Below are 25,369 nucleotides of genomic sequence, written 5' to 3' on the forward strand. Positions count from 1 at the left end.
AGGACCCGGGGGTTTTGCACCCCCGGACCCCCGCAAGGTATTTACAACAAGAAAATAAGGTTAGCCCGAGGTGGTTTCGGCTTTCTCTTCCAGTTCCAGCCACTCTTCCTCGGCAGCGGCGAGTTTTTGTTGGCGTTCGGCCAACCCTTCCGACGCCTTTTTGAATTTTATCGGTTCCTTGGTGAACAGGTCCGGGTCCATCAGGAATTCTTCCAACTTGGCGATTTCGGCCATCAAGCGGTCGATTTCGCCGGGAAGCGCTTCGAGCCGGTGTTTTTCAGTGAAGCTCAGGCCCGTTGCGGGCGGGCTTTCTTTAGGCTTGTCTTTGGGCGCGGCTTTCGGCTTCTCGGGTTTCTTCGCAACGGGCGCGTCTTCTTCCTGACGCTGCGCGCGATAGTCCGACCAACCGCCGGCATAGGCGGTGGCGATCCCGTTGCCCTCCATCGCGATGGTGCGTTCGGCGACGCGGTCCAGAAAATCCCGGTCGTGGCTGACCACCAGCACGGTGCCATCAAAACCCGAGATCAGCTCTTGCAGCAGGTCCAGTGTTTCCACATCCAGATCGTTGGTGGGTTCATCAAGCACCAAAAGGTTAGATTGCCGCGCCATGATGCGGGCCAGAATCAGGCGGGCTTTTTCGCCGCCGGACAGCGAGCGCACGGGCGCGCGTGCTTGTTCGTCCGAGAAGAGAAATTCTTTCAGATATCCGACCACGTGCTTGGGGTTGCCGCGCACCATCACCTGATCGGATTTGCCCGAGATGCGCATATCCGGGTCCGAGGTCAGGTTCTCCCACAGGCTGGCATTTTCATCCAGTGTCGAGCGGTTTTGGTCGAACACTGCCATCTCGATGCCCGTGCCGTGGGACACGCTGCCGGTGTCGGGTTCTTCCTGCCCAGTCAGTATTTTCAGAAGCGTGGTTTTGCCCGCGCCGTTAGGGCCGACAAAGGCGATGGTTTCGCCGCGCATCACGCGTAGGTCGAAGGGTTTCAGAATCACCTTGTCGCCGTAAGACTTTGAAATTCCCTTGGCCTCGATCACCTTGCGGCCAGACTTCGGTCCGGCCTCAAGTGCCATTTCTGCGGCACCCTGCCGTTTAATCTGCGACGCGCGTTCATCCTTCAACGCATGAAGCGCACGCAGGCGGCCTTGGTTGCGCTTACGCCGGGCCGAGATGCCTTCGACGGCCCAGCGGGCCTCGGATTTGATTTTGCGGTTCAGCTTGTGGCGGTTTAGGTCTTCCTCTTCCCAGACCTTATCGCGCCACGCTTCGAAATTCTCGAAGCCTTTTTCCTGGCGGCGCACCTGCCCCCGGTCGACCCAAAGCGTCGCGCGGGTAAGAGCGCGTAAGAAAGCACGGTCGTGGCTGATCAGGACAAAACCCGCGCGGGTTTGTTTCAGTTCATTTTCCAGCCATTCGATGGCCTGAATGTCCAAGTGGTTGGTCGGTTCATCAAGCAACATCAGCTCGGGCGCTTCGGCCAGAAGTTTGGCCAAAGCAGCACGACGCCGTTCCCCTCCGGACGCCGTGGCAACAGGAGTATCAAGCTTCATTTTCAGCCCTTCGGCGACACGCTCGACCAGATATTCCTGCCCCGGTTCAAGGTCCGATGCCGCAAAATCGCCCAGTGTTTCAAAGGCTGACAGGTCCGGGTGTTGGTCCATATAGCCCACAGTGACGCCCGGAGACAGCACGCGCGTGCCCGTGTCAGGTTCCACCATCCCCGCCATGATCTTCATCAGGGTCGACTTGCCCGACCCATTGCGCCCAACCAGCGCCACGCGGTCGCCGGGCTGCACCACAAGGTCCAAGCCATCAAAAACAGGGTCGCCGCCAAAAGTCAGGGCGATATCGTTCATCTGCAAAAGGGGTATACGTGCCATGTGCCCGGGTTACGGGCTTGTGTCAGTCTGGTCAAGCGGGCGTGGCCACGGCTCGCAAAAGTCGTGCGCGGGCGGGCGGCACGGACGCGATCTCGACCCCGGTAAAGACGTGCAACGTGTTCAGGTCGTGATCCACAACCGCATGGTCCGACACCCAGCCGCCCATCATCAGATAGGTGCGCAGAAGCGGCGGCAGGCCCAGGGTGGCGCGCTTGGCATCAGGGGCGCGGCGCAGGCGTTGGGCAAAGCGGAAAACCTTTGGGGCTTTCACGCGTGGTCGCCAGCGTTTGGGGGCGATATGGCGGTCGCGAAGCAGCGCGAATGTGTCCAGATATTGCGCCTCGTCCGTGCCGAAAAAGGATGAACACCCAAACATCAGCCCGATCTTTTCCTGATCCACGAAGCGCGTCATCGCCCCCCATGCGACACGCAGAATGTCGGCGCTGTCAGGGGCATCGGGGTCAATGCAGAAGCGCCCCATTTCAATCATCGGGTCCGAATAGTCGCTGAGGGCGGACAGCTCGTAAAACTGGGCGGAATAGCTTTCGCCTATGGATTTGCCGTTCTCAAAGGGCATCAGGCGAAAACAGGCGACCAGCTTGCCAGTGGCAACCTCTTCCACCAGCATATGGTGGCAGATGTCGTCAAACGCATCGGCGTCCAGCCCTGTCCCGCCACGAAAGCATCGGTGGCGCAGCGCCTGAGCGGCCATGATATCGGCGTAAGATTCGCTGAACCGCGCGCGATATCGGATTGCTTTGTGCTTCGGCATGTAAAGCCCCTGCCCTTGGCGCAAAACGCCTTTGCCTTGATATGCGTATTAGACACTCTGCCTGCAAGATATGACAAAGGGGTGACGACACGAAAGGGAAAGCTGCACGCTCTGTCCCCGCATATGAAAAAGGCGCCGGAGAACCGACGCCAATTTACAGGATTTATGCGGCGATTAGCTGCCGCCCAGCTGCTCGGCCAGGTCGATCCGACCGAATGAGCCAAAGAGCTGACGCAGGAAGCTGACGCCCTTGATGTTGCTGGCAGTCACGCGACGTTCCAGAACGACGACGCGTCCTTGATCCAGCCCGAAACGTTCGATGTTTTCAACGCGCCCTTGGCTGTCAAAGCTGATGGCCAGAACTTGGCGGTCGATCTCTTTCGGAGCGTTATAGAGGTAATGCTCGAACTGCGAACGGACATAATAATACCCGCTTTCGGACAGCAATCCGGCGGTTCCGGGCTTGCCGATCGCCTCGGCCACGGTTTCCTTGGTGTCTTTTCCGACCACCAAAAGATCCACATCTTCCGCAGGCGGCATATAGCCGTGGTTGCGATAGGTCGCGGCACAGGCCGTCAAGGCGATGGCAAGCGTTGCAACGGCGATCGCCTTGCCTGCGCGTTTCACCCTATCCGTCAGATAAGACATATGCTCCCCTTGCGTTCTGCCCTTGCTTCTGGGTATCGGCTTATCGCAGGAACGGCGTTGGTTCAAGAAACGATCCAACTGATCCTTGTCTGCGGCGAGGATTCCCACCATATCCGAGTTGCTTAGAACGTCAGGAGACACCGTCATGAGCACCGATACGCCCAACACCGGCCCCGACGCGCCCGTGTATCAGCACGTCCTGCGTGTGGCCGATTTGTCGACCAACGTCGAAACCACGTTCGAATTGATCCCGACCGATGCCGAGTGCAAGGCGATAGCTGCCGACCTGGGCCTTCCTGCCCTGCGCAAAGTGCGTTTCAAAGGGGCGTTGACGGCACGTGGCAAGACCGATTGGCAACTGAAGGCGCATCTGGGTGCCACTGTGGTTCAAGACTGTGTTGTCACGCTGGACCCCGTTACTACTCGGATCGAGGAACCCGTCGCCCGCCGATGGATCCGCGACCTGCCCGAGCTTGAGGCCGGCGACGAGGTCGAGATGCCCGAGGATGAAACGCTAGAGCAGCTTGGGCCGGAAATTGATCTGGGGGCGGTTCTGACCGAATCTCTTGCCCTTGCCCTGCCGCTTTTCCCGCGCGTCGAAGGGGCCGAACTGGACCAGACCAACTTTGCCGCCCCCGGCATCGCGCCAATGCGTGACGAAGACGCCAGACCTTTTGCGGGCCTGTCTGCGCTGCGGGACCAGTTGGCCTCTAAATCCGACTCAGAGGATGGTTCGCAATAAGCCCCGCGCGGGTTTATCGGGTGAAAATCGCCGGAAAACCTGCAGATTTCGGTGAAATCGGGCCAATCTTTGCTTGCAACAAAAAAGAATCCCAGTATTTTCCCGGCTTCTTCCACAAGATGGGTTGGACAGCGCCCCGCAAACAGCGTATGAGGCGCCAGACTCAGACACGAGGATAAGCAGGCTTCCCTGAAGCCTAATGAATTCACCGGGCCGTGCGCCCCCAAAATCGAAGGTTGAGACCATGGCCGTCCAACAGAACAAAGTATCCAAGTCGCGCCGCAACAACCGCCGCGCACATGACGCTCTGGTTGCTGCGAACCCGAACGAATGTTCGAACTGCGGCGAGCTGAAGCGCCCCCACCACGTATGCCCGTCCTGCGGTCACTATGACGACCGTGAAGTCGTTGCCATGGCCGACGAAATCGACCTGGACGACGAGGACGCTGCGTAAGGCACTTGCCCCGCGCGGGTGGGCATGTCAGAAAATCCCCGAGCATGGGATAAAGAATGACAATGAACGCCCCCAAACGCACAATCGTATCGGTCGACGCCATGGGCGGAGATCTGGGACCGGCAGCAGTCGTTGCCGGTCTTGCGCTGTCTGCAGATAAGAACCCGAATATCGGGTTCATTCTGCATGGCAATAAACCCGAACTTGAAAAACTGGTCGCCCGCACCAAAGACCTGGCCGATGTCTGCGATATCCGTCACGCTGACGAAGTCGTGACGATGGACGCCAAGCCCAGTTACGTGATGCGCAATGGTCAGAACACATCGATGTGGTCGACCATTGATGCGGTGCGTAATGGCGAGGCTGATGTGGCCGTCAGCTGTGGCAATACCGGCGCCTTGATGCTGTTGTCGATGGTGCGTCTGCGCAAGCTGCCCGGCGTGAACCGTCCTGCGATTGCCTGTCTCTGGCCCTCGCGTAATCCGGCAGGCTTCAACGTGATGCTGGACGTGGGCGCAGATATTCGTGCCGACGACACCGACCTTCTTCAATATGCCATGATGGGCGCATCCTATGCGCGCAACGGCCTTGATATGGCCCGCCCCCGCGTTGGCCTGTTGAATGTCGGCACGGAAGAGCACAAAGGCCGCCCCGAACTGAAAAGCGCACACGAACTGATCGCCAACGCCTCCGAAAATGCCAATATCGACTATGTTGGTTTTATCGAAGGTGGAGACATCCCCTCGGACCGCGTCGACGTGATTGTCACAGACGGGTTCACTGGCAACGTAGCGTTGAAAACGGCCGAGGGCACGGCGGGCTTGGTTTCGGGCTTGCTGCGCGATGCGTTCAACGCGACGATTCTGTCCAAGATCTCGGCCCTTTTGGCGATGACGTCACTGCGACGCCTGAGCAAACGGGTGGACCCACGCCGCAACAACGGCGGCGTGTTCCTTGGTTTGAACGGCACCGTCGTGAAAAGCCACGGCTCGGCTGATGCGACCGGCATGTCGGCGGCCATCAAACTGGCCTTCCGCCTGGCCGATAGTGGCTTCAATCAGAAGCTGGCAGCTCGGGTTGCATCTGCCGGCGCGTCAAGCCAAGATGCCGCAACGAAAAGCCCGGAAAGTGAAGAACAAGAATGACAATACGCGCCGTGGTCAAAGGCGTCGGGCATTACCTACCCGAACGCGTGGTTCCGAACTCGTATTTCGAAGACATTGTCGACACGTCCGACGAATGGATTCGCACCCGCTCGGGGATCGAACGTCGCCACTTCGCTGCTGAGGACGAAACGACGTCGCAAATGGGCGCACATGCGGCGCGCGCGGCGCTGGCCGATGCGGGGCTGGACCCAGATGACATCGATGCCATCGTTTTGGCCACCTCGACCCCAGACCTGACCTTCCCGTCTGTCGCCACCATGGTACAAAACGAGCTGGGCATGACACGCGGTTTTGGCTTCGACGTGCAGGCCGTCTGCGCAGGCTTTGTCTTTGCTTTGACCAACGCCAATGCGCTGATCATATCAGGTCAGGCCAAGCGGGTGCTGGTGATCGGGGCCGAGACGTTCTCGCGTATTTTGGACATGAAAGACCGCTCGACCTGTGTGCTCTTTGGTGACGGCGCAGGAGCGCTGGTGCTGGAGGCGCAAGACGGCGAAGGCACCAACACAGATCGCGGCATCCTGTCGGCAGACCTAAACTCGGACGGGCGCCTGCGCGAGATGCTGTATGTCGATGGCGGCGTGTCGACCACGCAAAGCTCGGGCCATTTGCGGATGCAGGGCAATCCCCTGTTCCGCCAAGCGGTTGGCAAACTGGCGAAAACCGCAGAAACGGCGCTGACCAAGGCTGGATTGACCGACGATGACGTGAACTGGATCGTGCCCCATCAGGCCAATATCCGCATCATCCAAGGCACCGCCAAGAAACTTGGCGTCCCTATGGACCGCGTTGTTGTCACCGTACAGGATCACGGCAACACCTCGGCCGCGTCCATCCCGCTGGCCATGTCCGTGGCGCGTTCCGAGGGCAAAATCAAAGACGGCGATCTGCTGGTCGCCGAAGCCATTGGTGGCGGTCTGGCTTGGGGGGCTGTGGTGCTGCGCTGGTGATCCCCCACCCAAGCGCTTTCCGCACCCCAAAATCACAACTCAACCATAAATTGTTCAGGCAAGCTTCTGCTTTCGCAAGTCATTGATATTGACTCGGAAATTCAAACCTTCCATGTTTCATAACAGTATCTGATCATGCCCGGCGCCCGTACGCCAATAAAAGGGCAGCAAAAAACATTCAGGGGGACAATATGAGTGAAAAGACTTTGACCCGCATGGACCTCAGCGAGTCCGTGTTTCGCGAAGTCGGCCTGTCGCGCAATGAAAGCGCGCAATTGGTCGAAAACGTCTTGAACCACATTTCGGACGCGCTGGTGTCCGGCCAAAGCGTCAAAATCTCATCCTTTGGGACATTCTCGGTCCGCGACAAGGCTGCCCGTGTGGGCCGCAACCCGAAGACCGGGGAAGAGGTGCCGATCCTGCCACGGCGCGTATTGACCTTCCGCCCCTCGCATCTGATGAAAGATCGCGTCGCGGATGGCAACAAGCGCTGATCGCGCCCCCCTTTCACCCACACGCCACGGATAAAGAGCAGGCAACAACATGGACAAGAAGTCTCCTGACGCCTTTCGCACCATCAGCGAGGTGGCCGATTGGCTGGGTGTGCCCACCCATGTGTTGCGCTTTTGGGAAAGCCGGTTCACCCATGTGAAGCCGGTGAAACGTGCGGGCGGACGGCGGTATTATCGCCCCGCTGATATGGAGCTGTTGGGCGGCATTCGCAAGCTGTTGCACGAGGATGGAATGACCATTCGCGGCGTGCAGAAATTGCTGCGCGAACAAGGCGTTAAGCACGTCGCCGCCATGTCACCCGCGCTTGATGACATGGACCGGAACGCAACGGACGGGTCGAACGTGGTGCCGTTGGCAACTGCGCGAGACACTGCCGAGGAAGCCGCGCCGCAAACCGAAGACATCAGCCCAGAGCCCGTGGAAGAAACCCCGATTGCCGAGCCGGAACCCGAGCCCGAGCCTCAGCCAGAACCCGAAGTCGCCGTGTCGGATAGCGCGCCGATCTTGGCCGATGCGGTGGACAAAGCGGACGAGGTTCAACCAGACCAGAACGTTCCCGAAGCCCCTGCCGTCCCCCTTGCAGGCCCTGTCGAACGCGATCTGTTCGCGCCCGAGGTTGCGCCGGAACCCGAGCCTGTGGACGCAGCCCCCGAACACACGCACGAGCCGAACGAGCTTGAGGCAGACGTCGCCGAGGCCAGAACCACAGTCGAGGCCGAAGCCTCCGCAGGCGAAGACATCTCTGCCGACGCGCCCGTTCCAGAAGACGTGCCAGCCCCGGTGGCGGAATCCGGCCCAGCCTATGTCGCGCCACCTCCGCGTCCGATCGACATCTCTCATGTCGCGGCGGATGTGGATGATGATGCATTCACGCCCTCAGCCAGCGTCTCGACCATCGCGCAGCTGCGCGCGCTTCGGGCACAGGGTGGCAGCTTCCCAGACGTTGCGTTGCGCTTCCTGACCGCGCGCCTGACCGATCTGGCGGCCCGCATGGCCCCTACCCCATCCGGCACTGACACCGACACCGGGCAGGCAGAATGACCCTGCACGGGCCCATGGCGATTTCATTGGAGAGAATGCGCAATTTCGGGGCTTTTCTCGCTTGCCCTGCCCGTGAAAATCACTATGTAAGGGCCTCAGTCGGGCTATGGCGCAGCCTGGTAGCGCGTCCGTCTGGGGGACGGAAGGTCGCAGGTTCGAGTCCTGCTAGCCCGACCAAATCAAGAAACGCCCGCCCGGCATTCGGGTGGGTGTTTTTGTATGGATCAGGACCCTTTGCGGTCTGCGGCGAAGGAGGAACGCCATGAAATCCGGTGTGCTGGCCGATCATCAGATCCGGCAGATGATCACAGAAGGCGGCATTTCCGCGTCCTCTCCCATTTTGAACGAACAGATTCAGCCGGCGTCGCTTGATTTGCGTCTGGGTGAAAAAGCCTTCCGCGTGCGCGCGTCCTTCCTGCCGGGCAAGGACGCCACAGTGGCTGACCGCCTGTCGGAACTGACCATGCACGAGCTGTCGCTGACCGGCGGCGCGGTCTTGGAAAAGGGCTGCGTCTATGTGATTCCCTTGATGGAGCAGTTAAACCTGCCCGAGGGCATGACCGCCGCCGCTAGCGCCAAAAGCTCGATCGGCCGCGTGGATCTGATGACCCGCGTAATCACCGATCAGGGGATCGAGTTTGACCGCGTGCCCGAAGGCTATGATGGCCCGCTTTATGCGGAGCTTTGTCCGCAAAGCTTTTCTGTTGTGGCGCAACCGGGGCAGTTGCTGAACCAGATCATTTTCCGGCAGGGCAAAACGATTCTGTCCGATGACGAGCTTCGCGCTGTGCATGACCGTAGCGCCATCGTGTCGGGCGACCCGGTCATATCGGACGGTCTTGGCTTTTCCGTCGATCTGAAACCTGCCGAGGGCGATTTGGTCGGCTATCGCGCCAAGCGTCACACCGGCGTCGTGGATCTGTCAAAACTGGCCCATTACGACCCCGCCGATTACTGGGAAGAGGTCCGCACAACCGAGGGCCGGATCATCCTTGACCCCGGCGCGTTCTATATCCTCGTCAGCCGCGAAGCCATCGCCATCCCGCCCGATTGCGCCGCCGAAATGGCCCCCTATCTGGCGATGGTTGGCGAATTTCGCGTACACTATGCGGGCTTCTTCGACCCCGGTTTCGGTTATGATGCGGCGGGCGGATCAGGATCGCGCGGTGTGCTTGAAGTCCGCTGCCACGAGGCCCCATTCGTGTTGGAACACGGGCAGGTGGTTGGCCGCCTTGTCTATGAAAAAATGAGCGAAATTCCCGAAGCGCTTTATGGTGTCGACATCAAGTCGAACTATCAGGGCCAAGGGCTGAAGCTGTCGAAACATTTCAAGTAAGGCGGCGGAAGCGAAAGTCGAGCCGTCGCTGCTTGCGAAGTGTTACGTTATATCATAAATTCCCCCTTGACCGACGTAGGCTGACACCCATCGCGGCATTTTTTTAGGTGTAAGGGCTGGACCATGGGGCACAATCGCGGCGCGACATCATTGAAAAGTAAGCGAAAATCGCGAAACCCAATGTCGGATTACGACCGTCTACCAGCCCCACTGCGCAGCTGGGTTGCCACTGCCGCCCTGCCTTGGCGAGCGAAATCGGTGCAGTCCGCGTATGAAAAAGCACTGAAACGTACCAATGACCCGGCCCGCGCCTTGCAAGAGCTGGACCGCCTTCAGAAGAACCTTCTGGCCAAAGATGCCCGGCACGTTTGGGGGGATCGGTATCCTGCCTGACTCCCGAACACTTAGCCAGCTGAATATACTGTTTTAAGGAGTGCTTCGCCTACTTCATCGTATTTCACAGCTGCCCAAAGACCTATAAGTCGCTCTTCATCAGTGATTTGATGGGTGAAGACATAGCTTTTCTGAACCAGCCCATCCGATAGCTTGTTGTCTGGCTTCGTTATCTTTGGGGTCAGGTTTGAAAACCGAAGATACATATAGACAAGCACCAGCAATGACCGTTTGCCGATACTCTCTAAGTACTCCTCGATGTCGCCCGCTGCGGCGAGGACAGCATCAAAACTGCGATCTATCACTGCTCTTTCGAGGGCGACGAACATCGAAAGCAGTTTCAGATCTTCGAGAATCAGCTTTCCACGCTCTGACTTTTCGACGCCGTGGGTTCTAAGCTTCTCAACCACATATCTATGAATACTCACAGCGCACCACCGGCCTAAAACAAGCGTCGCCCAATCCGAGAGGCCTGCCGCCCCCGCTTGGCGATTTCGCGTGCTTTACGGGCTTCTTCGCGTTCTTCCGGCGTCATGTCTTCTTTGGCTTTGCCACGGCGGGCGGCCAGATCAATGCCTGCGTTGACGCCTTTGTTCATCAGGCGTCGCGTGACAATGCGGACGATCATGTTGATAAGCTGATTGACGTTCATAGCACTTAATCCTCGAACAGTTCCGACTGACCTTCTGGGCTTTCCTCTTCGTCGTCCGTTTCCGGGCCGGGCATTGCACCAGGGGGCGGACGGCTTTCCAATAGACCGGCCGAGCGGAGTTCTTTCAGCCCCGGCAGATCGCGTGCGCTTTCCAGTCCGAATTGATCCAAGAAGCCCGGCGTGACCACGAATGTCACCGGGCGGCCCGGCGTCATGCGACGACGGCCAAAGCGGATCCACTCCATTTCGATCAGTTGATCAATGGTACCACGACTGACCGACACACCGCGAATCTCTTCGATCTCGGCGCGTGTAACCGGTTGATGATAGGCGATAATTGCCAAAGTCTCGATCGCGGCGCGGCTGAGTTTGCGCTGCTCGACAGTTTCCTTTTGCATCAGATACCCAAGGTCCGGCGCGGTGCGGATGGCCCAGGCATCGCCCACTTTTACCACCGACACGCCCCGCCCTTCATAGCGTTTTCTCAGGTGGACCAGCGCCTCGGCGGCGTCGCAGCCATGCGGCATTCGGTCTTCCAGCTCTTTCACGCTGACCGGTTCGGCCGACGCAAACAGGATGGCTTCCACCATCCGTTCCTGTTCACCCATCGGGGGTGCCTCGAACAGGCTTTCCTCGCGGGTTTCTTGTCCGTCGCTGGGCCCCTCACTGGGCGTGTCACTGATCACATCATCCGTCATTCGATTTCCTGCGGATTTGAATGGGCGAGAACGTGTCGCCCTGTCTAAGCTCAAGCTCGCCTCGTTTGGCCATTTCCAACGTGGCGGCGAAATTTGCAGCCATCGCCGAGCGGCGCTTGGCGGGTTCGACTTCCCAACCCTCGGGCAGGTACGAGGTCAGCTCGGTCCAATCGCCAGCGAAGTTGATCAGCCCGCGCATCCGGTCCAGCGCCTGCTCCATCGTCATCACCGCGTCGCGGTCCATAACGAAGGGGCGGAACTCGTCCTTTGTGCGGATCCGGGCATAGCCCTGCATCAGGTCAAGAAGCGTCGCGGTATAGGTGACGCGGCGCACGCGGGTCACGTCCTCGGGCACGCCGCGGGCGAAGAAGTCGCGACCCAACTGGTCGCGCGCCATCAGCTTGGCGGCCGCATCACGCATGCCCTGAAGGCGTTCCAGCTGGAAGGCAAGGTGGGCGGCCAGTTCCTCGCCGGTTGGCCCTTCTTCGGATGGGTCCGGCGGCAACAGAAGGCGCGATTTCAGGAAGGCAAGCCACGCCGCCATCACCAGATAGTCGGCAGCCAGTTCAATGCGCAAATGCCGTGCGCGTTCCACGAAGGCCAGATACTGCACCGACAATTCGAGGACTGAAATCTTGCGAAGATCTACTTTCTGGGTGCGGGACAGAGTCAAAAGCAGGTCAAGCGGGCCTTCAAACCCCTCGACGTCAACGATCAGCGCCTCGGCGGCCAGCCGCTCGGACACTGATAACTTGTCTTCTTGAAACTCTTCAGTCTCGCTCATCACCTGCCTGTGGTGTTGTTTCACCAGTCATCAGGCTTTGAAATTCAGCGTCTAAGGCGTCAATGTCAATGGGAACGGGCGGTTTGCGCCACGAAAGCGCGGTTTCGGCGCGTGAAAGCGCGTCGCCAGACAGATCTCCGCTGGCATCTGCGACCTCTTCCATCTGTTCAAGCTGGCCGTTGCAATGCAAAACCACGTCACATCCGGCACGCAAAGCAGCGCGGGACCGCACGGACAAAGCGCCAGACAGCGCCTGCATCGAGATATCGTCCGTCATCAAAAGCCCGCCAAACCCGATCTTGTCGCGGATCACCGCGATCATGTCCGGGCTTAGGGTTGCAGGAAGATCCGGGTCGATGTCTTCATAGACAATATGCGCGGACATGGCTAAAGGCAGACCTGCCAATGCTTCGAACGCCATGAAATCGGTCCGGCCCAGTTCCTTGGCTTTGGTTTTGACGCGGGGCAGTTCCAAATGGCTGTCCAGCGTGGACCGTCCATGTCCCGGGATATGTTTCACCACCGGCAACACGCCGCCATCCAAGCAGCCTTGCGCCACGCTGGCGGCGCGTTCGGCAACTTTAACCACATCCTCGCCATAGCAGCGGTTGTGCAGGATCGGGTGGGTTTCGGCCGTGGCAATATCGGCCAGCGGCGCGCAGTTTCCGTCGATACCGACCGACAAAAGCTCGTCCGCGATCAGGCGATAGCGGATATAGAGGCTGCGGACCGAGGCTTTGGGGTTCAACTGCACCTGATCCAAAGCAGGCAGCCATTCGCGCCAATGGGGCGCGCTCATCCGCGCGACACGGCCACCTTCCTGATCAATGAAAATCGGCACGTCGCGCCCAACCGCTCCGCGCAGCTCGCTGGTCAGGGCGCGCAGCTGATCAGGCGTGTCCACGTTGCGGGCAAACAGAATAAAGCCCCACGGCTGGGCGCGTTCAAAGAAATCACGCTCGGCGCGCGACAGAGATGTGCCTTCGCAGCCAAGGATATATGCGCCAATGCGGGACATAATTATCGGGTCGCGACGGGGATGCAGGCAGCCTTGGCGGCCATCAACACCGAACAGAAACGACGCGAGTCGGCCAGATCTGCAAAGCCCATTGCGCGCAGGCGATAGAAGGTCTTGCCGCCGGTCTGCGCTTTCTCGATCACGCGGGATTTGCCGCCCATATAGTCCTCGAACCGGGCTGACAGGATGTCCCACTGCTCGCGGGCCACTTCGGCGCTGTCAAAGGCACCCAATTGCACAAGACGTGTGCCAGCGGGCAGCGTCGCGGGGTCGATGTCTTTCACTGCCGTCGGCGCAGTCGGTGCGGGGGCAGATACTTTGGTGTTCAGGTCAGCAGGGCGCAAATTTGGGCGCAGAGATTTGCTGACACCGGGCACGGATGTCGGAATGATCTTGACGCTCGGCTCGGCTGGAACTGCGGGTGCTGCGACCTCGGCCACGGACGGCACCGGGATGGCGGTCGGCGCGATCGAGGCAACAACCTCGGTCGGTTCGACCTCGGGGGTGGCGCTAAGCGCGGGTGCATCTGCGGCAATCTGTTCAGCAATGGCAAGTGCTGCGGCCACCGGGTCAACCTCGGCGGCGGTTTCGGTCACATAAGCCTGAATGGCAGCGGCGGGCACGGTCACATCGGTATCGGCACGGGCGACTTCCGCCACGGTCGCGTCATCACCCGACAGCGACGCGGGCTCGGGTGCCAGCACCAGACGATCGGCGGGGCCGGAAGCCTCGCCTTCCGCCTGCACCGCGTTCACGGCAAGTCCCTGATGGTCCGCCGATTGTCCGCCGGGATTATCTGGCTGCACGCGCATAGGCCCTTCCAACGCGCGCACCACCGGAATGCCGGTCACGTCGCGCATCGCCAGTTTATAACCCCAAACACCAAGGCCAACGATCAGCGCCAGCGACACGGCGGCACCTGCATAGTTCAACAGCCCCCCACCACCACGCGATACGGCGGGCCCATCGGGTTGGGCGTAATACCCCTGATCTTCAAAAGGCGCATCCTGATAGCCACCATATCCGGCCTGCATCTGAGCAGGCTGAGGGGCCGGGCCACCATGCGCTGGATGCACATAGGCAGACCCCGCAGTTGTCACCACAGGTTCGGGACGATGCCCATAATCGGGATGATTTTGATACGCGGGATGCGGGGCGCCATGCCCCCAATTTGCTTCTGCCATCTTGCCTCACACCCGGACATTAGGGGCTTGGCCTTATGGCTCTTTCCACACCCTGCGCCGGTCAAACTGCTCTACTCGCACTCGACCGGGGCGCATTATGTCAGCGCATTTCCTCGGCCGGAGTGACGCCCAAAATACCCAATCCCGACGAAATGACAACGGCGACTGCACGCGGTAGGGCAATTTTTGCCGCCGATGAGTCATTATTGCCATCCTGAAGGAACCGCAGCTCCGGTTTGTCATTTCCACGGTTCCACAGCGCATGGAATTCCGAGGCCAGCTCGTACAGATAGAACGCGATCCTGTGCGGCTCGTGGGTCCGCGCGGCGATCTCGACCAAACGCGGCCATTCGGCCAGCTTCTTGGCCACGGCCAACTCGGCCTCGTCCTGCAAATTCGGGGTGTCAGACAGGGTCACGCCCTGCTCGGCCGCTTTACGCAGCACCGAACAGACCCGCGCATGCGCGTACTGCACATAGAAAACGGGGTTGTCCTTGGACTGCTCCAGAACCTTGTCAAAATCAAAGTCCAAAGGCGCGTCGTTCTTGCGGGTCAGCATCACGAATCGCGTCACATCCGAGCCGACCTGCTCGACCACATCACGCAAGGTCACGAAATTACCCGCCCGCTTCGACATTTTGAACGGCTCGCCGTTCTTCCACAGCTTCACCAGCTGAGTCAGCTTGATGTCCAACGGCACCTTGCCATCCGACAGCGCCGACACAGCGGCTTTCATCCGCTTCACATAACCACCGTGATCAGCCCCAAACACGTCGATCAGCGCGTCAAAGCCGCGTTCCACCTTGTCGAAATGATACGCGATATCCGGCGCAAAATAGGTCCAGCTGCCATCCGATTTCTTCACCGGCCGGTCCACGTCGTCGCCATGTTCGGTAGACTTGAACAGGGTCTGCTCGCGCGGCTCCCAATCCTCGGGCTTCTTGCCCTTGGGCGGCTCCAGCACGCCTTCATAAATCAGGCCCTTGCTCTGAAGCGCTTCCAAAGCGCCTTCGATCCGGCCCGTGCCATACAACGATTTTTCCGAGAAGAAGACATCCATCTTCACACCCAGCTGCGCCAGATCCTCGCGGATCAGATCCATCATGGCTTCCGTCGCGAACTCGCGGATCTCGACCAACCAGTCGGCTTCCGGCTTTCCCACATAGGCGTCGCCCACCTTGGCTTTCAGTGCCTCGCCCACCGGGACCAGATAGTCGCCGGGATAGGTGCCGTCCTCGAACGCCACTTCTTGGCCATGCGCTTCCAAGTACCGCAGATACACCGACCGCGCCAACACATCGACCTGCGCGCCGCCATCGTTGATGTAATATTCGCGTGTCACGTCATGACCGGCGAAATCCAACAAACTGGCCAGAGCGTCACCAAAGACAGCACCCCGCGTGTGGCCCACATGAAGCGGACCCGTCGGGTTGGCGGACACGTATTCCACGTTCACTTTCTGCCCGGCGCCCATGGCTGACCGACCAAAGCTAGGGTCCGCCAGCACGCCCTCGACCAAGGCCGTCCACACGGGCGCAGCCAACCGCAGGTTCAAGAACCCCGGCCCCGCCACTTCGGCCACGTCGACACGCGCATCTTCGGCCAACTTACCTGCCAGCACATCCGCGATGTCGCGCGGCTTCATCTTGGCGGGTTTCGCCAAAACCATCGCCGCATTCGTCGCCATATCCCCATGCGCCGCATCGCGCGGAGGCTCAACCGCCACGTTGTCAAAGCTCAGCCCCTCGGGCAAAGCGCCTTCGCTGACCATCTGAGTCAAGGCATCAATCACAAGCGCGCGAATATCGGCAAAGAGGTTCATCATCTCGGTCCTTATCTGTCCCGCGCACTCCTAACAGGCCCGCCCCAAAGGTCAAGCGATGCTGGGGCCGAACCCGACCCTCGCGCATTTTCTTGTTATGAATATCCTGGGGTGAATTGGCTGAAAGCCAAGAGGGGCGACGCCCCTACCCGCCCAACCCCAGACGGTCATGTTCCTGAAGCGCGAACCGGTCTGTCATCCCCGCGATATAGTCCGACACCAAACGCGCCAAGGCCGTTTCGCCTTCAGCCGCTTCAATCTCGCGGTACCATTCCTCAGGCAGCTCCATCGGATGCGCCATGAAATGTCCGAACAGATCGCCCACCACAGCCGTGACGCGGGTGCGCATCTCGATCACGGATGGTGCGCGGTACATGCGAGTGAACAGGAACTTGCGGATCACTTTCAGGTCGGCCCACAATTCGGGGGAAAAGCGGATGACCGCGTGGTCAAGCGCGCGGATGTCTTCGACGGATTGCGGATCAGCTGCCACCAACAAGCTTTGCGAGGTGCTCAGCACATCTTCGACCATCACGCCGAACACGCGGCGCAAGGCCTCGTGCCGACGACGGCCTGCATCCAACCCGGGATAGAGCCTGTCCACTTCGGCAATCGCAGCACCCACGATGGGCAGCTCGGCGATTTCCTCCATGGTGAACAGCCCCGCCCGCAATCCGTCATGCAGATCGTGGTTGTTATAGGCAATGTCATCGGCCAACGCCGCGACCTGCGCCTCTGCGCCCGCATGGGTGGACAGTTCCAGATCATGCAGGGCGTTATACTCGGCAAGCGCATAGGGCAGATCACCCACCACCGGGCCGTTATGCTTGGCAATCCCCTCCAAAGTCTCCCAGGTCAGGTTCAGCCCGTCCCATTCGGCATAGTGTCGCTCAAGCGAGGTCACGATCTTCAGCGCCTGCGCGTTGTGATCAAAGCCACCAAAGGGGGCCATCAGCTCGTCCAGCTTATCTTCGCCCGTATGGCCGAAAGGCGTATGACCCAGATCGTGCGCCAGCGCCACGGCCTCGGTCAGGTGGCTGTTCAGCCCCAGCGCGCCCGCGATGGTTCGCGCCACCTGCGCGACCTCGATTGAGTGGGTCAGCCGCGTGCGGAAATAGTCGCCTTCGTGCTCAACGAACACCTGCGTCTTGTGCTTCAGCCTACGAAAGCCCGAGGAATGGATAATCCGGTCGCGATCCCGTTGATAGGGTTCACGAAATTCGCTTTCCCCTTCCGCATGAAGCCGCCCCCGGCTGGCGCCGGGATGGGTTGCAAAGCTGGCAAGCATGGCTGCCCCTTTCCGCCTGTCATTTCTGGCGCCTAACAGATGTCCCGTCCGCATATCGCCGTTCAGAGCGTCTTGTCGCGCCCGTCCGGCAAACCTATATTGCCTTTTGCGTGAACATGAAACGGAATTCCCGATGGACCTGAACCTGCCCCCCAAAGTCACAGACCGAGCCTTCGCCCGCCTGTCCGAGATCGGCGCGAGCCAACAAGGTAAAGCTTTGCGCGTCGCTGTCGAAGGCGGCGGCTGTTCAGGGTTTCAGTACGAGATCTCTCTGGATGACCCGGCCGAAGGCGACCTGGTGCTGGAAGGCGGCGGGGAACAAGTGGTGGTGGATGAAGTGTCCCTGCCCTTTTTAGCCGACGCTGTGATTGATTTCACCGAGGAACTGATCGGCGCACGTTTCGTAATCGACAACCCGAACGCCACGGCGTCTTGCGGCTGCGGCACGTCCTTTTCGATCTAGCGCGTTACGCCGCCAGCAATTCTGCCCCGTCGGCCATTGCATCCAGCGCCTCGTCCTTAGCAATCCGCCACGCATAGGCGAAATCTGCCTGCCACGAATTGCCCAACTGACGTTTCAGCGTGCCGATCAGCGTGTTTACCAGCACCTCGGCATAATCGGGGCCCAGCCCGCGCATCGCCATGCGACATCCAATCAGGCGCAGGCCCGCAACCTGCGTTACTTCGTTCCCGGCAAACGCCATCATCAGACGATAAAGCACCCGCACCTGTTCGGCGTGGTCTTCGATATTCTCAGGAAACAGCACCCGCAATTCGGGCGCGCGTTGGAACAACAGTGGGAAAAACGCATGGGCGAACACGTCCTCTTGTCCGACGAGAAGGTCCAGGCTGTGCAGGCATTGGGCGCGGGTCAGATAATCCATGGCGGTGATCTTTCCTTTGAAACGTCAGATTTGCCCTAAACCTGACCGATCTCAGTTAACAAAATCTGACAATGCCCGAAGAAAAACACGCCCAAGCGCATTTTTCTTCCCCCCAACGGGTGAACAGGTTACGACGCGCGCATGAAACAGGATTGGCATACGATCATCATCGGCGCAGGTGCGGCAGGGCTGTTTGCGGCGCCCTTTGCGGCCAAGGCTGGGCCCACGCTGGTCATCGACCACGCCAAGAAACCCGGAGAGAAGATCCGCATTTCCGGCGGCGGGCGCTGTAATTTCACCAACATGTATGCCGAGCCGAAGAACTTTGTCGGCCAGAATCCGCATTTCCACAAATCCGCGCTGGCCCGGTACAGCCAGTGGGATTTTGTCGCGCTGGTGGATCAGGCGAGCATTGCGTGGCACGAAAAAACGCTGGGACAGCTGTTTTGCGATGGAAAATCGACGCAGATCGTCGAGATGCTGACCGACCGGATGGCGAAAACGGGGGCCGAACTGGCGCTGAATACTTCTGTCGGTACGGTCACAAAGGCCGAAAGCGGCTTCCTGCTTGAGACCTCGCAAGGCCGTATGTCATGCCAGAACCTGATCATCGCCACTGGTGGCAAGTCGATCCCCAAGATGGGCGCGACGGGATTTGCCTATGATATTGCAAGACAATTCGGGCACCAGATCGTCGAGACCAGCGCCGGGCTTGTGCCCTTCACCTTCCCGGACGGGCGGTTTGCGGCGATTTCGGGCGTCTCGCTGCCGGTGCGGGTCTGGAACGACCGCGCCAGCTTTGAGGAAGCGCTGCTGTTTACCCATCGCGGCCTGTCGGGCCCGGCGATCCTACAAATCTCGTCCTATTGGCAACCCGGCGAGGCGGTTCACATTGACCTGACCCACGGGCTTGCCTTGCGCGATGCCCTCCGCGCCCAGCGCCAGACCGAGGGCCGTCGCCAGCTGTCCACCGAATTGTCCCGCCACCTGCCCGCGCGTCTGGTCGAACATCTGACCGCCGAATTGGCCGGTCGTTTCGACCTGACCGGGCGGCTGGCGGATCAGTCCGACAAAGCTCTGGATGCGCTTCTGGAGCAACTTTCCAACTGGCAACTCACCCCCTCGGGCACCGAAGGCTATCGCACTGCCGAGGTTACATTGGGCGGTGTGTCCACCGATGGGCTCGACAGCAAGTCCTTGATGTCAAAAACCACCCCCGGCCTTTATTTCATCGGCGAGTGCGTTGACGTCACCGGTTGGCTGGGCGGGTTCAATTTCCAGTGGGCCTGGGCCAGCGCGCATGCTGCCGGGCGGCATATCGCCGAAGCCTGACTCGCTTTGCTTGCGCCCACCCGCATTTGCCCCCACAGTGCCCACAACAACAGGAGAGCCTCATGAAAATCGCCAGCTTCAACATCAATGGTATCAAGGCCCGTTTGCCCGCATTGATGGATTGGCTGGACGAGGCGCAGCCGGACGTGGCGATCTTGCAGGAAATCAAGTCAATTGACGAGAACTTCCCCCGAGAAGTCTTTGAAGAAAAAGGGTATAATGTCGAAACCCACGGGCAGAAAAGCTTCAATGGCGTGGCACTTTTATCCAAGCTGCCGCTTGAGGATGTAACGCGCGGATTGCCCGGAGACGACGAAGACGAACAGGCCCGTTATATCGAGGCAACTGTGGTGGGCGATCACGCCGTGCGAATTTGTGGCCTCTACCTGCCCAACGGCAACCCGGTGCCCGGCCCCAAATACGACTACAAGCTTGCTTGGATGGAACGTTTGCGCGCCCGGGCCGAGGAGCTTTTAGCCGAAGAAATCCCTTTCTTGATGGCCGGTGATTACAACATCATCCCGCAAGCCGAAGATGCCGCCCGTCCACAGGATTGGACCGAAGACGCCCTCTATCGCCCCGAAAGCCGCGAGGCATGGCGCAATATCCTGAACCTTGGACTGACCGAGGCGTTCCGCGCCCGCAACCAAGCGCCCGAGCAGTATTCCTTCTGGGACTTCCAGCGTGGGTCGTGGCAGCGCAATGATGGCATTCGCATTGACCATTTCCTGCTGTCCCCGGAATGCGCGGATATGCTGGAAGATTGCCAGATTGATAAAGAGGTGCGTGGGCGCGACAAGCCCTCGGATCACGTGCCGATTTGGGTGAAGCTAGCTGCGTAAGGTTTTGGAATGACACGCAAGATCATCATTGACACCGATCCTGGCCAGGACGACGCTGTTGCCATTCTTCTGGCGCTGGCCAGCCCTGAAGACGTGGACGTACTGGGCATCACCGCTGTTGCGGGTAACGTGCCGCTATCCCTCACCGCCAAGAACGCCCGCATCGTGTGTGAGCTTGCGGGCAAGCCTGAAACCCGCGTCTTTGCGGGCTGCGACCGCCCCTTGCGTCGCGATCTGGTAACGGCTGAATATGTGCACGGTAAAACAGGGCTGGACGGGCCGACCTTGCCCGATCCCACCATGCCCCTTCAGGACCAGCACGCGGTTGACTTCATCATCGAGACCTTACGCGCCGAGCCTGCCGGCACGGTAACACTCTGCCCTCTGGGGCCGCTGACCAACATCGCCACCGCCTTTGAGCGTGCGCCCGACATCGTGGATCGCGTACAGGAAATCATCCTGATGGGCGGCGCGTATTTCGAGGTTGGCAATGTCACGCCCGCCGCCGAGTTCAACATTTATGTCGACCCGCAAGCTGCTGATATCGTGTTCAGATCCGGCATTCACATCGTCGTCATGCCGCTGGATGTCACGCACAAAGCCTTGGTTACAAGGCCCCGCAATGACGCCTTCCGCGCCCTATCGGGCGACGTGGGCCATGCAGTGGCCGAGATGACGGATTTCTTCGAACGGTTCGACATCCACAAATACGGATCCGAGGGCGCGCCCCTACACGACCCAACCGTCATCGCCTATTTGATCAAGCCCGACCTGTTCTCTGGCCGTCACGTCAATGTTCAGATCGAAATCCAATCCGAGCTGACCATGGGCATGACCGTCGCCGATTGGTGGGGGGTCACCGATCACACCCCCAACGCCATGTTCATCGGCGACCTTGATGCAGATGGCTTTTTTGACCTTCTGACCGAAAGGATCGCCCGCCTATGAGCAGTCTGCGCCTTGCCACGATGGAAGACCTTGACCGACTGATCTCGCTTGTTGCTGGGTTTCACGCAGAAGAGGGGATCGAACAGGATGACGACACGCGGCGCGACGCGCTGGTGCCTTTATTAGAAGGTTCCCCCCACGGCGCAATCTGGATGATCGGCCCGCGCGTGGCCCCTGTGGGCTATGTCGCGGTAAGCTTTGGCTGGTCGATCGAGTTCGGCGGGCTGGACGCCTTTCTGGACGAGCTTTACGTGCGTGAACGGGTCCGAGGTCGTGGCATGGGTTCTGAAGCATTGGCAGCGCTGGTCCGCGCCCTGTCAGGCCAAGGCATCACAGCGATGAGCCTTGAGGTCGATAAGAACAACGACCGCGCCCGTGCACTTTATGAACGCATAGGCTTTCAGTCCCGCAGCCGCTATCATCTGATGACTCATCAGTTTTAACGGGCCCACGCGGGCTGCAATGCCATGGATCTGAAAATCGCCACTTACAACATGCGCAAAGCCATCGGGCTGGACCGCCGACGTGATCCGCATCGCATTTTGAACGTGCTTAACGATCTGGAAGCGGATGTTCTGGTGTTGCAAGAGGCCGACCGCCGCCTCGGCCCCCGCCCCACGGCAATTCCTTTCAAGCTGATCGAAGACGAGACCGACTTTGCCCCCGTCCCCTTCGCAACCAACGGCCTGTCACTTGGCAGTCACGGCAACGCGGTTCTGGTGCGCAAAGGGCTGACATTTCACGATGCACGGACGGTCGAGCTGCCGGGTTTGGAACCGCGCGGCGCGGTGTCTGTCGGCATCGAGGGAAAATTACAGGTCATCGGCACCCATCTGGGCCTGCTCCGCCCCTATCGCCACCAACAAATGCGCGCGCTGGCCAAGCATTTCGACCATATCGACCTGCCCACGGTGATTCTTGGCGACTTCAACGAATGGTCCCATCGGCGCGGATTTGAACCGCTTGAACTGCATTTCGACGTCCACTCGCCCGGTCGGTCCTATCACGCCTCGCGGCCCATGGCGGCGCTGGACCGGATCGCGACGTCCGAGGGGGTAGAACTGCGCGACGCGGGCGTCGATCAGTCCAAACTGGCCCGCGTTGCATCTGACCACCTGCCAGTCTGGGCCAAGCTGCGCATTACAGACTAAAGGAAATCGTCGCAATTTCGCATGTTTGTCACCGCCTGCGCACATGCTAAGAGGCGCGCAAACGCGACTTTCGATGACACGGGTTCGAGTATGACTTTTCTGCAAATTGCTTCTCTTTTGATCGTTCTGGCCGGCCTTTTCGGCGCGATTAACTATCTTTTTCTGAAACTGCCCTCGGCCATCGGGATCTTGGTGGTCTCGCTTTTTGCATCGGTGGCTATCCTTGTTCTGGATCTTTTGGCACCCGGCCTTGGCGTTGCTGATCAGGTACGCACGCAAGTGACCAGCATCGACTTTTCGGATGCGCTTTTGGAAGGCATGTTGGGGCTGCTCTTGTTTGCGGGCGCACTGCACGTCAAAATCTCGGACCTGCGCGAGCAATGGCGGTTGGTCTTCCTTATGGCCACGATGGGCGTTGCGCTTTCAACCGCTGTGGTCGGCGTGGGGTTCAGCTGGATCACAGGTATGCCGATATTGATCGCGCTGGTTTTCGGGTCGCTCATTACCCCCACCGACCCCGTAGCCGTGCTGGGCGTCTTGCGCGAGGCGAACCTGCAAAAATCATTGGAGACTAAGATCGCGGGCGAAAGCCTGTTCAATGACGGCGTGGGCTATGTTGTCTTCCTTGTGCTGGTCGGGCTGGCCTTCCCAGACCAAGGCAGCCATGGCGGCGGGCACGAGGAAAGCGCGGCCGTAAGCGCGGTCATCTTGTTTCTGCAAGAGGCCGTGGGAGGTGCCGTTCTGGGCGTGGCCCTTGGCTGGCTGACCTTCCGCATCATGCGCCGCATCGACGACTATTCGCTTGAGGTTCTGTTGACCCTTGGCCTTGCGTTCGGTGGATATGAATTGGCCGTCGCCTTGCACTTCTCGGCCCCGATCACGGCCGTCTGCGCGGGCCTTCTGATTGGCGACGTGGGCGCAAAACATGGGATGAGCGAAGAAACCCGCAAATATGTCGACGCCTTCTGGAAGCTGATTGACGAGATCCTGAATGCCGTCCTGTTCCTGATGATCGGGTTCGAGGTTTTCGCCGTCGCCTTCACCATGGACGCGGTCGTTGCAGGCACCATGGCCATCGCATTGGCGCTGGTCGCGCGCCTGACCGCTGTGGCCGTACCGGTGCTGCTTTTGAAACCCTTCCGCAGCTTCTCGCGCGGGGTGGTCCCGATCATGACATGGGGCGGGTTGAAGGGCGGGATTTCGGTTGCGCTGGCGCTGTCCCTGCCGGACAGTGAGTGGAAACCGCTGATCCTGACCGCGACCTATATCGTGGTGATCTTCTCGATCATCGTGCAAGGGCTGACCGTGGCCCCGATGGCTAAACGGGTCGGCCGCGAACCGGAGCTGATGTGATGCGCGACTATGCCGTCTATGATGTCTTCACCGACACGCCGTTCGGCGGCAACCAACTGGCCGTGATCCCGGACGGCGAAGGGTTGACGGACGCGCAGATGCAGACCATCGCGCGCGAGTTCAACTTCTCGGAAACGACCTTTGTTTTGCCGCCCGAGGATCCGAAACACACGGCCCGCATCCGTATCTTCACGCCCATGCGCGAGCTGCCCTTTGCAGGCCATCCGACGATCGGAACAGCCGTGATGCTTGCGGATATGGGATATGGCCCCGACATGGTGCTGGAATTGGGCGTCGGCCCCCTGCCCGCCCATGCTGAAGCCGGGCAGGCCAATTTCGTGACCGAGGTCCCGCTGGAGCGCAAAGGCACCCCCGCGCCCGAACTCGTCGCCCGCGCCATCGGCTGTGTGCCCGATCAGATCATCACCCTGCCCGAGATCGCCTCGCTGGGCGGGGATTTCGTCTTTGCGCAACTCGACAGTCGCAACACCCTGTCCGCCCTGTCCCCCAATGTTGACGCGATGCGCGAAGGGGCCGCGCTGTTCCCGGGCAATCACGATTTCGCCGTCTATGCGTGGGTCGAGGATGCGGATGGCACAATCCATGCCCGCATGTTCGCGCCTTTAGACGGCACCCCCGAGGATCCCGCCACCGGGTCCGCCGCCGCGCCCTTGGCCGCGCTTTTGTGCGAAGCCCGCGGGGCGGTGCAAAGCCTGACCATCCATCAAGGTTATGACATGGGGCGCCCGTCGCAGATCCACCTGAAAGCCGAACCCGGACGGGTCACCGTCGCCGGGTCTGCTATCCGCACCATGTCGGGCAAGCTGATCCTTTAACCCTGCTTGGGCGCGTTCATCACCGCCTCAAGGATCAATCGCGCCGACGGCTCGAAACTGGGCGCAAAGGCGTGGGCCGCGAAAGCTTCGCGCATGTCATCGGGCAGCCCTTCCAAGTCACGCTGAGCCGAGATGTCGAACTGCGCGGCCCCAAGCATGGTCATGGTGATTGTGCTGGCCAAAACATGGACCTGATCCGGCCCAGCGCCAATGACATATCCCAGATGCGCGGCCCATTCTTCCCCGAGCGCCAGCAATCGACGTTTGGCAGCAAAAAGCGGTTCATCCGCCACATTGGCCTCGATCACCGCGACAAGACGGGCAAAGAGCGGCAGGAAAAGCGGCGTGGTCTGCGCGCGCTCCGTCATCAATTGCGCCAGATGCGCGGCGCTGTCTCCGGGATGCGCGTCAGATTTGAAGCGTTCGACCACCTTTTCCATCGCCTCGATGAACAACAGCAGGAACAGCTCTTCTTTCGACCGGACATAAAGATACAGCGTCCCTTTCGCCAAGCCCGCGCGCTTGGCCAGCGCGCTCATCGTCACGCCGTCAAAGCCCGATTCGTCGATCATTTCCCGTGCAGCCGCCAATATCGACGCCTGCCGTTCGGACTTCTGATCATCCGACCGCGCTCTTTTCCCTTTCTCTTCCAGTGTCATACCCTAATTTGTGACGACC

General features: G+C 59.9%; 29 protein-coding genes and 1 tRNA gene. 17 read left to right on the forward strand and 13 right to left on the reverse strand.

Annotation, left to right across the window (positions count from 1 at the left end):
* Positions 1–60 precede the first annotated feature (60 nt).
* From ACXAH3_RS05395 to ACXAH3_RS05405, 3 genes are all read right to left on the reverse strand, one after another.
* Positions 61–1,884, reverse strand: a complete 1,824-nt coding sequence (locus ACXAH3_RS05395) for an ABC-F family ATP-binding cassette domain-containing protein (RefSeq protein WP_474861026.1) — start codon at positions 1,882–1,884, stop codon at positions 61–63.
* A gap of 31 nt (positions 1,885–1,915) precedes the next feature.
* Entirely contained in the window at positions 1,916–2,656 is a 741-nt protein-coding gene (locus ACXAH3_RS05400; protein WP_474861027.1) for a GNAT family N-acetyltransferase, read from the reverse strand.
* A gap of 174 nt (positions 2,657–2,830) precedes the next feature.
* Positions 2,831–3,304, reverse strand: coding sequence for an outer membrane protein assembly factor BamE (locus tag ACXAH3_RS05405; RefSeq protein ID WP_474861028.1), 474 nt, complete (start codon positions 3,302–3,304; stop codon positions 2,831–2,833).
* 145 nt (positions 3,305–3,449) lie between these two features.
* Between ACXAH3_RS05405 and ACXAH3_RS05410 the strand changes: the two genes are divergently transcribed.
* The 9 genes from ACXAH3_RS05410 to ACXAH3_RS05450 all read left to right on the forward strand — a co-directional run bounded on the left by ACXAH3_RS05410 (position 3,450) and on the right by ACXAH3_RS05450 (position 9,899).
* Positions 3,450–4,046 carry a YceD family protein gene (locus tag ACXAH3_RS05410; protein WP_474861029.1) on the forward strand — a complete coding sequence of 199 codons (597 nt, stop codon included), beginning with the start codon at positions 3,450–3,452 and terminating at the stop codon, positions 4,044–4,046.
* Between the two features lie 244 nt (positions 4,047–4,290).
* Positions 4,291–4,500, forward strand: a complete 210-nt coding sequence (rpmF, locus tag ACXAH3_RS05415; RefSeq protein WP_108856658.1) for a 50S ribosomal protein L32 — start codon at positions 4,291–4,293, stop codon at positions 4,498–4,500.
* Positions 4,501–4,556: 56 nt separating this feature from the next.
* Complete coding sequence (plsX, locus tag ACXAH3_RS05420) at positions 4,557–5,645, forward strand: phosphate acyltransferase PlsX (protein WP_474861030.1); 1,089 nt, start codon at positions 4,557–4,559, stop codon at positions 5,643–5,645.
* Positions 5,642–6,616, forward strand: a complete 975-nt coding sequence (locus ACXAH3_RS05425) for a beta-ketoacyl-ACP synthase III (RefSeq protein WP_474861031.1) — start codon at positions 5,642–5,644, stop codon at positions 6,614–6,616. Before plsX ends, ACXAH3_RS05425 begins: the two co-directional genes overlap by 4 nt.
* 176 nt (positions 6,617–6,792) lie before the next feature.
* The gene (gene ihfA / locus ACXAH3_RS05430; RefSeq protein WP_474861157.1) at positions 6,793–7,110 is read left to right on the forward strand and encodes an integration host factor subunit alpha; all 318 of its coding nucleotides are present in this window, start codon (positions 6,793–6,795) and stop codon (positions 7,108–7,110) included.
* Positions 7,111–7,159: 49 nt separating this feature from the next.
* A complete protein-coding gene (locus ACXAH3_RS05435; protein WP_474861032.1) occupies positions 7,160–8,170 on the forward strand; it encodes a MerR family transcriptional regulator in 1,011 nt (336 codons plus the stop codon).
* Between the two features lie 100 nt (positions 8,171–8,270).
* Positions 8,271–8,347, forward strand: a tRNA-Pro gene (locus ACXAH3_RS05440).
* An 85-nt stretch (positions 8,348–8,432) separates the two neighbouring features.
* The gene (locus ACXAH3_RS05445; protein WP_474861033.1) at positions 8,433–9,506 is read left to right on the forward strand and encodes a 2'-deoxycytidine 5'-triphosphate deaminase; all 1,074 of its coding nucleotides are present in this window, start codon (positions 8,433–8,435) and stop codon (positions 9,504–9,506) included.
* A 123-nt stretch (positions 9,507–9,629) separates the two neighbouring features.
* Positions 9,630–9,899 (forward strand): DUF6525 family protein, encoded by a 270-nt coding sequence (locus tag ACXAH3_RS05450; RefSeq protein ID WP_474861034.1) that lies wholly within the window; start codon positions 9,630–9,632, stop codon positions 9,897–9,899.
* Positions 9,900–9,910: 11 nt separating this feature from the next.
* Here the strand turns inward: ACXAH3_RS05450 and ACXAH3_RS05455 are convergent, their stop codons facing one another.
* From ACXAH3_RS05455 to ACXAH3_RS05490, 8 genes are all read right to left on the reverse strand, one after another.
* Complete coding sequence (locus ACXAH3_RS05455) at positions 9,911–10,327, reverse strand: hypothetical protein (protein ID WP_474861035.1); 417 nt, start codon at positions 10,325–10,327, stop codon at positions 9,911–9,913.
* Positions 10,328–10,341: 14 nt separating this feature from the next.
* On the reverse strand, positions 10,342–10,551 hold the full coding sequence (locus ACXAH3_RS05460) for a hypothetical protein (RefSeq protein ID WP_474861036.1): 210 nt from the start codon (positions 10,549–10,551) through the stop codon (positions 10,342–10,344).
* A 5-nt stretch (positions 10,552–10,556) separates the two neighbouring features.
* Entirely contained in the window at positions 10,557–11,249 is a 693-nt protein-coding gene (gene scpB, locus ACXAH3_RS05465) for an SMC-Scp complex subunit ScpB (protein WP_474861037.1), read from the reverse strand.
* A complete protein-coding gene (locus ACXAH3_RS05470) occupies positions 11,239–12,033 on the reverse strand; it encodes a segregation and condensation protein A (protein WP_474861038.1) in 795 nt (264 codons plus the stop codon). Before ACXAH3_RS05470 ends, scpB begins: the two co-directional genes overlap by 11 nt.
* Positions 12,020–13,051 carry a glycoside hydrolase family 3 N-terminal domain-containing protein gene (locus ACXAH3_RS05475; RefSeq protein ID WP_474861039.1) on the reverse strand — a complete coding sequence of 344 codons (1,032 nt, stop codon included), beginning with the start codon at positions 13,049–13,051 and terminating at the stop codon, positions 12,020–12,022. Before ACXAH3_RS05475 ends, ACXAH3_RS05470 begins: the two co-directional genes overlap by 14 nt.
* A gap of 2 nt (positions 13,052–13,053) precedes the next feature.
* Complete coding sequence (locus tag ACXAH3_RS05480; RefSeq protein ID WP_474861040.1) at positions 13,054–14,235, reverse strand: SPOR domain-containing protein; 1,182 nt, start codon at positions 14,233–14,235, stop codon at positions 13,054–13,056.
* Positions 14,236–14,335: 100 nt separating this feature from the next.
* Positions 14,336–16,057, reverse strand: a complete 1,722-nt coding sequence (argS, locus tag ACXAH3_RS05485; protein ID WP_474861041.1) for an arginine--tRNA ligase — start codon at positions 16,055–16,057, stop codon at positions 14,336–14,338.
* Between the two features lie 145 nt (positions 16,058–16,202).
* Positions 16,203–17,345 (reverse strand): deoxyguanosinetriphosphate triphosphohydrolase, encoded by a 1,143-nt coding sequence (locus tag ACXAH3_RS05490; protein ID WP_474861042.1) that lies wholly within the window; start codon positions 17,343–17,345, stop codon positions 16,203–16,205.
* Between the two features lie 139 nt (positions 17,346–17,484).
* Between ACXAH3_RS05490 and ACXAH3_RS05495 the strand changes: the two genes are divergently transcribed.
* Positions 17,485–17,808, forward strand: a complete 324-nt coding sequence (locus ACXAH3_RS05495) for a HesB/IscA family protein (protein WP_474861158.1) — start codon at positions 17,485–17,487, stop codon at positions 17,806–17,808.
* Between the two features lie 4 nt (positions 17,809–17,812).
* Here ACXAH3_RS05495 and ACXAH3_RS05500 read toward each other — a convergent pair whose 3' ends face one another.
* Positions 17,813–18,229 carry a globin family protein gene (locus ACXAH3_RS05500; RefSeq protein WP_474861043.1) on the reverse strand — a complete coding sequence of 139 codons (417 nt, stop codon included), beginning with the start codon at positions 18,227–18,229 and terminating at the stop codon, positions 17,813–17,815.
* A gap of 141 nt (positions 18,230–18,370) precedes the next feature.
* On the opposite strand from ACXAH3_RS05500, the gene ACXAH3_RS05505 reads away from it, so the two are divergent.
* The 7 genes from ACXAH3_RS05505 to ACXAH3_RS05535 all read left to right on the forward strand — a co-directional run bounded on the left by ACXAH3_RS05505 (position 18,371) and on the right by ACXAH3_RS05535 (position 24,691).
* Positions 18,371–19,561, forward strand: a complete 1,191-nt coding sequence (locus ACXAH3_RS05505) for a BaiN/RdsA family NAD(P)/FAD-dependent oxidoreductase (RefSeq protein ID WP_474861044.1) — start codon at positions 18,371–18,373, stop codon at positions 19,559–19,561.
* A gap of 62 nt (positions 19,562–19,623) precedes the next feature.
* On the forward strand, positions 19,624–20,403 hold the full coding sequence (gene xth, locus ACXAH3_RS05510) for an exodeoxyribonuclease III (RefSeq protein WP_474861045.1): 780 nt from the start codon (positions 19,624–19,626) through the stop codon (positions 20,401–20,403).
* 9 nt (positions 20,404–20,412) lie between these two features.
* Positions 20,413–21,351: a nucleoside hydrolase gene (locus ACXAH3_RS05515; protein ID WP_474861046.1), complete on the forward strand. Its 939-nt coding sequence runs from the start codon at positions 20,413–20,415 to the stop codon at positions 21,349–21,351.
* Entirely contained in the window at positions 21,348–21,794 is a 447-nt protein-coding gene (locus ACXAH3_RS05520) for a GNAT family N-acetyltransferase (protein ID WP_474861047.1), read from the forward strand. The genes ACXAH3_RS05515 and ACXAH3_RS05520 overlap by 4 nt, the downstream gene beginning before the upstream one ends.
* Positions 21,795–21,818: 24 nt before the next feature.
* Positions 21,819–22,502, forward strand: a complete 684-nt coding sequence (locus ACXAH3_RS05525; protein ID WP_474861048.1) for an endonuclease/exonuclease/phosphatase family protein — start codon at positions 21,819–21,821, stop codon at positions 22,500–22,502.
* Positions 22,503–22,592: 90 nt separating this feature from the next.
* Positions 22,593–23,855, forward strand: coding sequence for a cation:proton antiporter (locus ACXAH3_RS05530; RefSeq protein WP_474861049.1), 1,263 nt, complete (start codon positions 22,593–22,595; stop codon positions 23,853–23,855).
* Complete coding sequence (locus ACXAH3_RS05535) at positions 23,855–24,691, forward strand: PhzF family phenazine biosynthesis protein (protein WP_474861050.1); 837 nt, start codon at positions 23,855–23,857, stop codon at positions 24,689–24,691. Before ACXAH3_RS05530 ends, ACXAH3_RS05535 begins: the two co-directional genes overlap by 1 nt.
* Here ACXAH3_RS05535 and ACXAH3_RS05540 read toward each other — a convergent pair.
* Complete coding sequence (locus ACXAH3_RS05540; RefSeq protein ID WP_474861051.1) at positions 24,688–25,350, reverse strand: TetR/AcrR family transcriptional regulator; 663 nt, start codon at positions 25,348–25,350, stop codon at positions 24,688–24,690. The two genes, ACXAH3_RS05535 and ACXAH3_RS05540, sit on opposite strands and share 4 nt — an antisense overlap.
* Positions 25,351–25,369: the final 19 nt, after the last annotated feature.

This window comes from Aliiroseovarius sp. ABM4_368, from assembly GCF_056161205.1.

Excerpts from the sequence above, each read along its gene's own strand:
- ACXAH3_RS05535 (WP_474861050.1), top strand. The coding sequence starts at position 23,855 with ATGCGCGACTATGCCGTCTATGATGTCTTCACCGACACGCCGTTCGGC.
- ACXAH3_RS05520 (WP_474861047.1), top strand. The coding sequence starts at position 21,348 with ATGAGCAGTCTGCGCCTTGCCACGATGGAAGACCTTGACCGACTGATC.
- ACXAH3_RS05530 (WP_474861049.1), top strand. The coding sequence starts at position 22,593 with ATGACTTTTCTGCAAATTGCTTCTCTTTTGATCGTTCTGGCCGGCCTT.
- ACXAH3_RS05425 (WP_474861031.1), top strand. The coding sequence starts at position 5,642 with ATGACAATACGCGCCGTGGTCAAAGGCGTCGGGCATTACCTACCCGAA.
- ACXAH3_RS05450 (WP_474861034.1), top strand. The coding sequence starts at position 9,630 with ATGGGGCACAATCGCGGCGCGACATCATTGAAAAGTAAGCGAAAATCG.
- ACXAH3_RS05470 (WP_474861038.1), bottom strand. The coding sequence starts at position 12,033 with ATGAGCGAGACTGAAGAGTTTCAAGAAGACAAGTTATCAGTGTCCGAG.
- ACXAH3_RS05405 (WP_474861028.1), bottom strand. The coding sequence starts at position 3,304 with ATGTCTTATCTGACGGATAGGGTGAAACGCGCAGGCAAGGCGATCGCC.
- ACXAH3_RS05460 (WP_474861036.1), bottom strand. The coding sequence starts at position 10,551 with ATGAACGTCAATCAGCTTATCAACATGATCGTCCGCATTGTCACGCGA.
- ACXAH3_RS05445 (WP_474861033.1), top strand. The coding sequence starts at position 8,433 with ATGAAATCCGGTGTGCTGGCCGATCATCAGATCCGGCAGATGATCACA.
- plsX (WP_474861030.1), top strand. The coding sequence starts at position 4,557 with ATGACAATGAACGCCCCCAAACGCACAATCGTATCGGTCGACGCCATG.
- rpmF (WP_108856658.1), top strand. The coding sequence starts at position 4,291 with ATGGCCGTCCAACAGAACAAAGTATCCAAGTCGCGCCGCAACAACCGC.
- ACXAH3_RS05525 (WP_474861048.1), top strand. The coding sequence starts at position 21,819 with ATGGATCTGAAAATCGCCACTTACAACATGCGCAAAGCCATCGGGCTG.
- ACXAH3_RS05410 (WP_474861029.1), top strand. The coding sequence starts at position 3,450 with ATGAGCACCGATACGCCCAACACCGGCCCCGACGCGCCCGTGTATCAG.
- argS (WP_474861041.1), bottom strand. The coding sequence starts at position 16,057 with ATGAACCTCTTTGCCGATATTCGCGCGCTTGTGATTGATGCCTTGACT.
- ACXAH3_RS05435 (WP_474861032.1), top strand. The coding sequence starts at position 7,160 with ATGGACAAGAAGTCTCCTGACGCCTTTCGCACCATCAGCGAGGTGGCC.
- ACXAH3_RS05475 (WP_474861039.1), bottom strand. The coding sequence starts at position 13,051 with ATGTCCCGCATTGGCGCATATATCCTTGGCTGCGAAGGCACATCTCTG.
- ACXAH3_RS05505 (WP_474861044.1), top strand. The coding sequence starts at position 18,371 with ATGAAACAGGATTGGCATACGATCATCATCGGCGCAGGTGCGGCAGGG.
- scpB (WP_474861037.1), bottom strand. The coding sequence starts at position 11,249 with ATGACGGATGATGTGATCAGTGACACGCCCAGTGAGGGGCCCAGCGAC.
- xth (WP_474861045.1), top strand. The coding sequence starts at position 19,624 with ATGAAAATCGCCAGCTTCAACATCAATGGTATCAAGGCCCGTTTGCCC.
- ACXAH3_RS05500 (WP_474861043.1), bottom strand. The coding sequence starts at position 18,229 with ATGGATTATCTGACCCGCGCCCAATGCCTGCACAGCCTGGACCTTCTC.
- ACXAH3_RS05480 (WP_474861040.1), bottom strand. The coding sequence starts at position 14,235 with ATGGCAGAAGCAAATTGGGGGCATGGCGCCCCGCATCCCGCGTATCAA.
- ACXAH3_RS05490 (WP_474861042.1), bottom strand. The coding sequence starts at position 17,345 with ATGCTTGCCAGCTTTGCAACCCATCCCGGCGCCAGCCGGGGGCGGCTT.
- ACXAH3_RS05515 (WP_474861046.1), top strand. The coding sequence starts at position 20,413 with ATGACACGCAAGATCATCATTGACACCGATCCTGGCCAGGACGACGCT.
- ACXAH3_RS05395 (WP_474861026.1), bottom strand. The coding sequence starts at position 1,884 with ATGGCACGTATACCCCTTTTGCAGATGAACGATATCGCCCTGACTTTT.
- ACXAH3_RS05540 (WP_474861051.1), bottom strand. The coding sequence starts at position 25,350 with ATGACACTGGAAGAGAAAGGGAAAAGAGCGCGGTCGGATGATCAGAAG.
- ACXAH3_RS05400 (WP_474861027.1), bottom strand. The coding sequence starts at position 2,656 with ATGCCGAAGCACAAAGCAATCCGATATCGCGCGCGGTTCAGCGAATCT.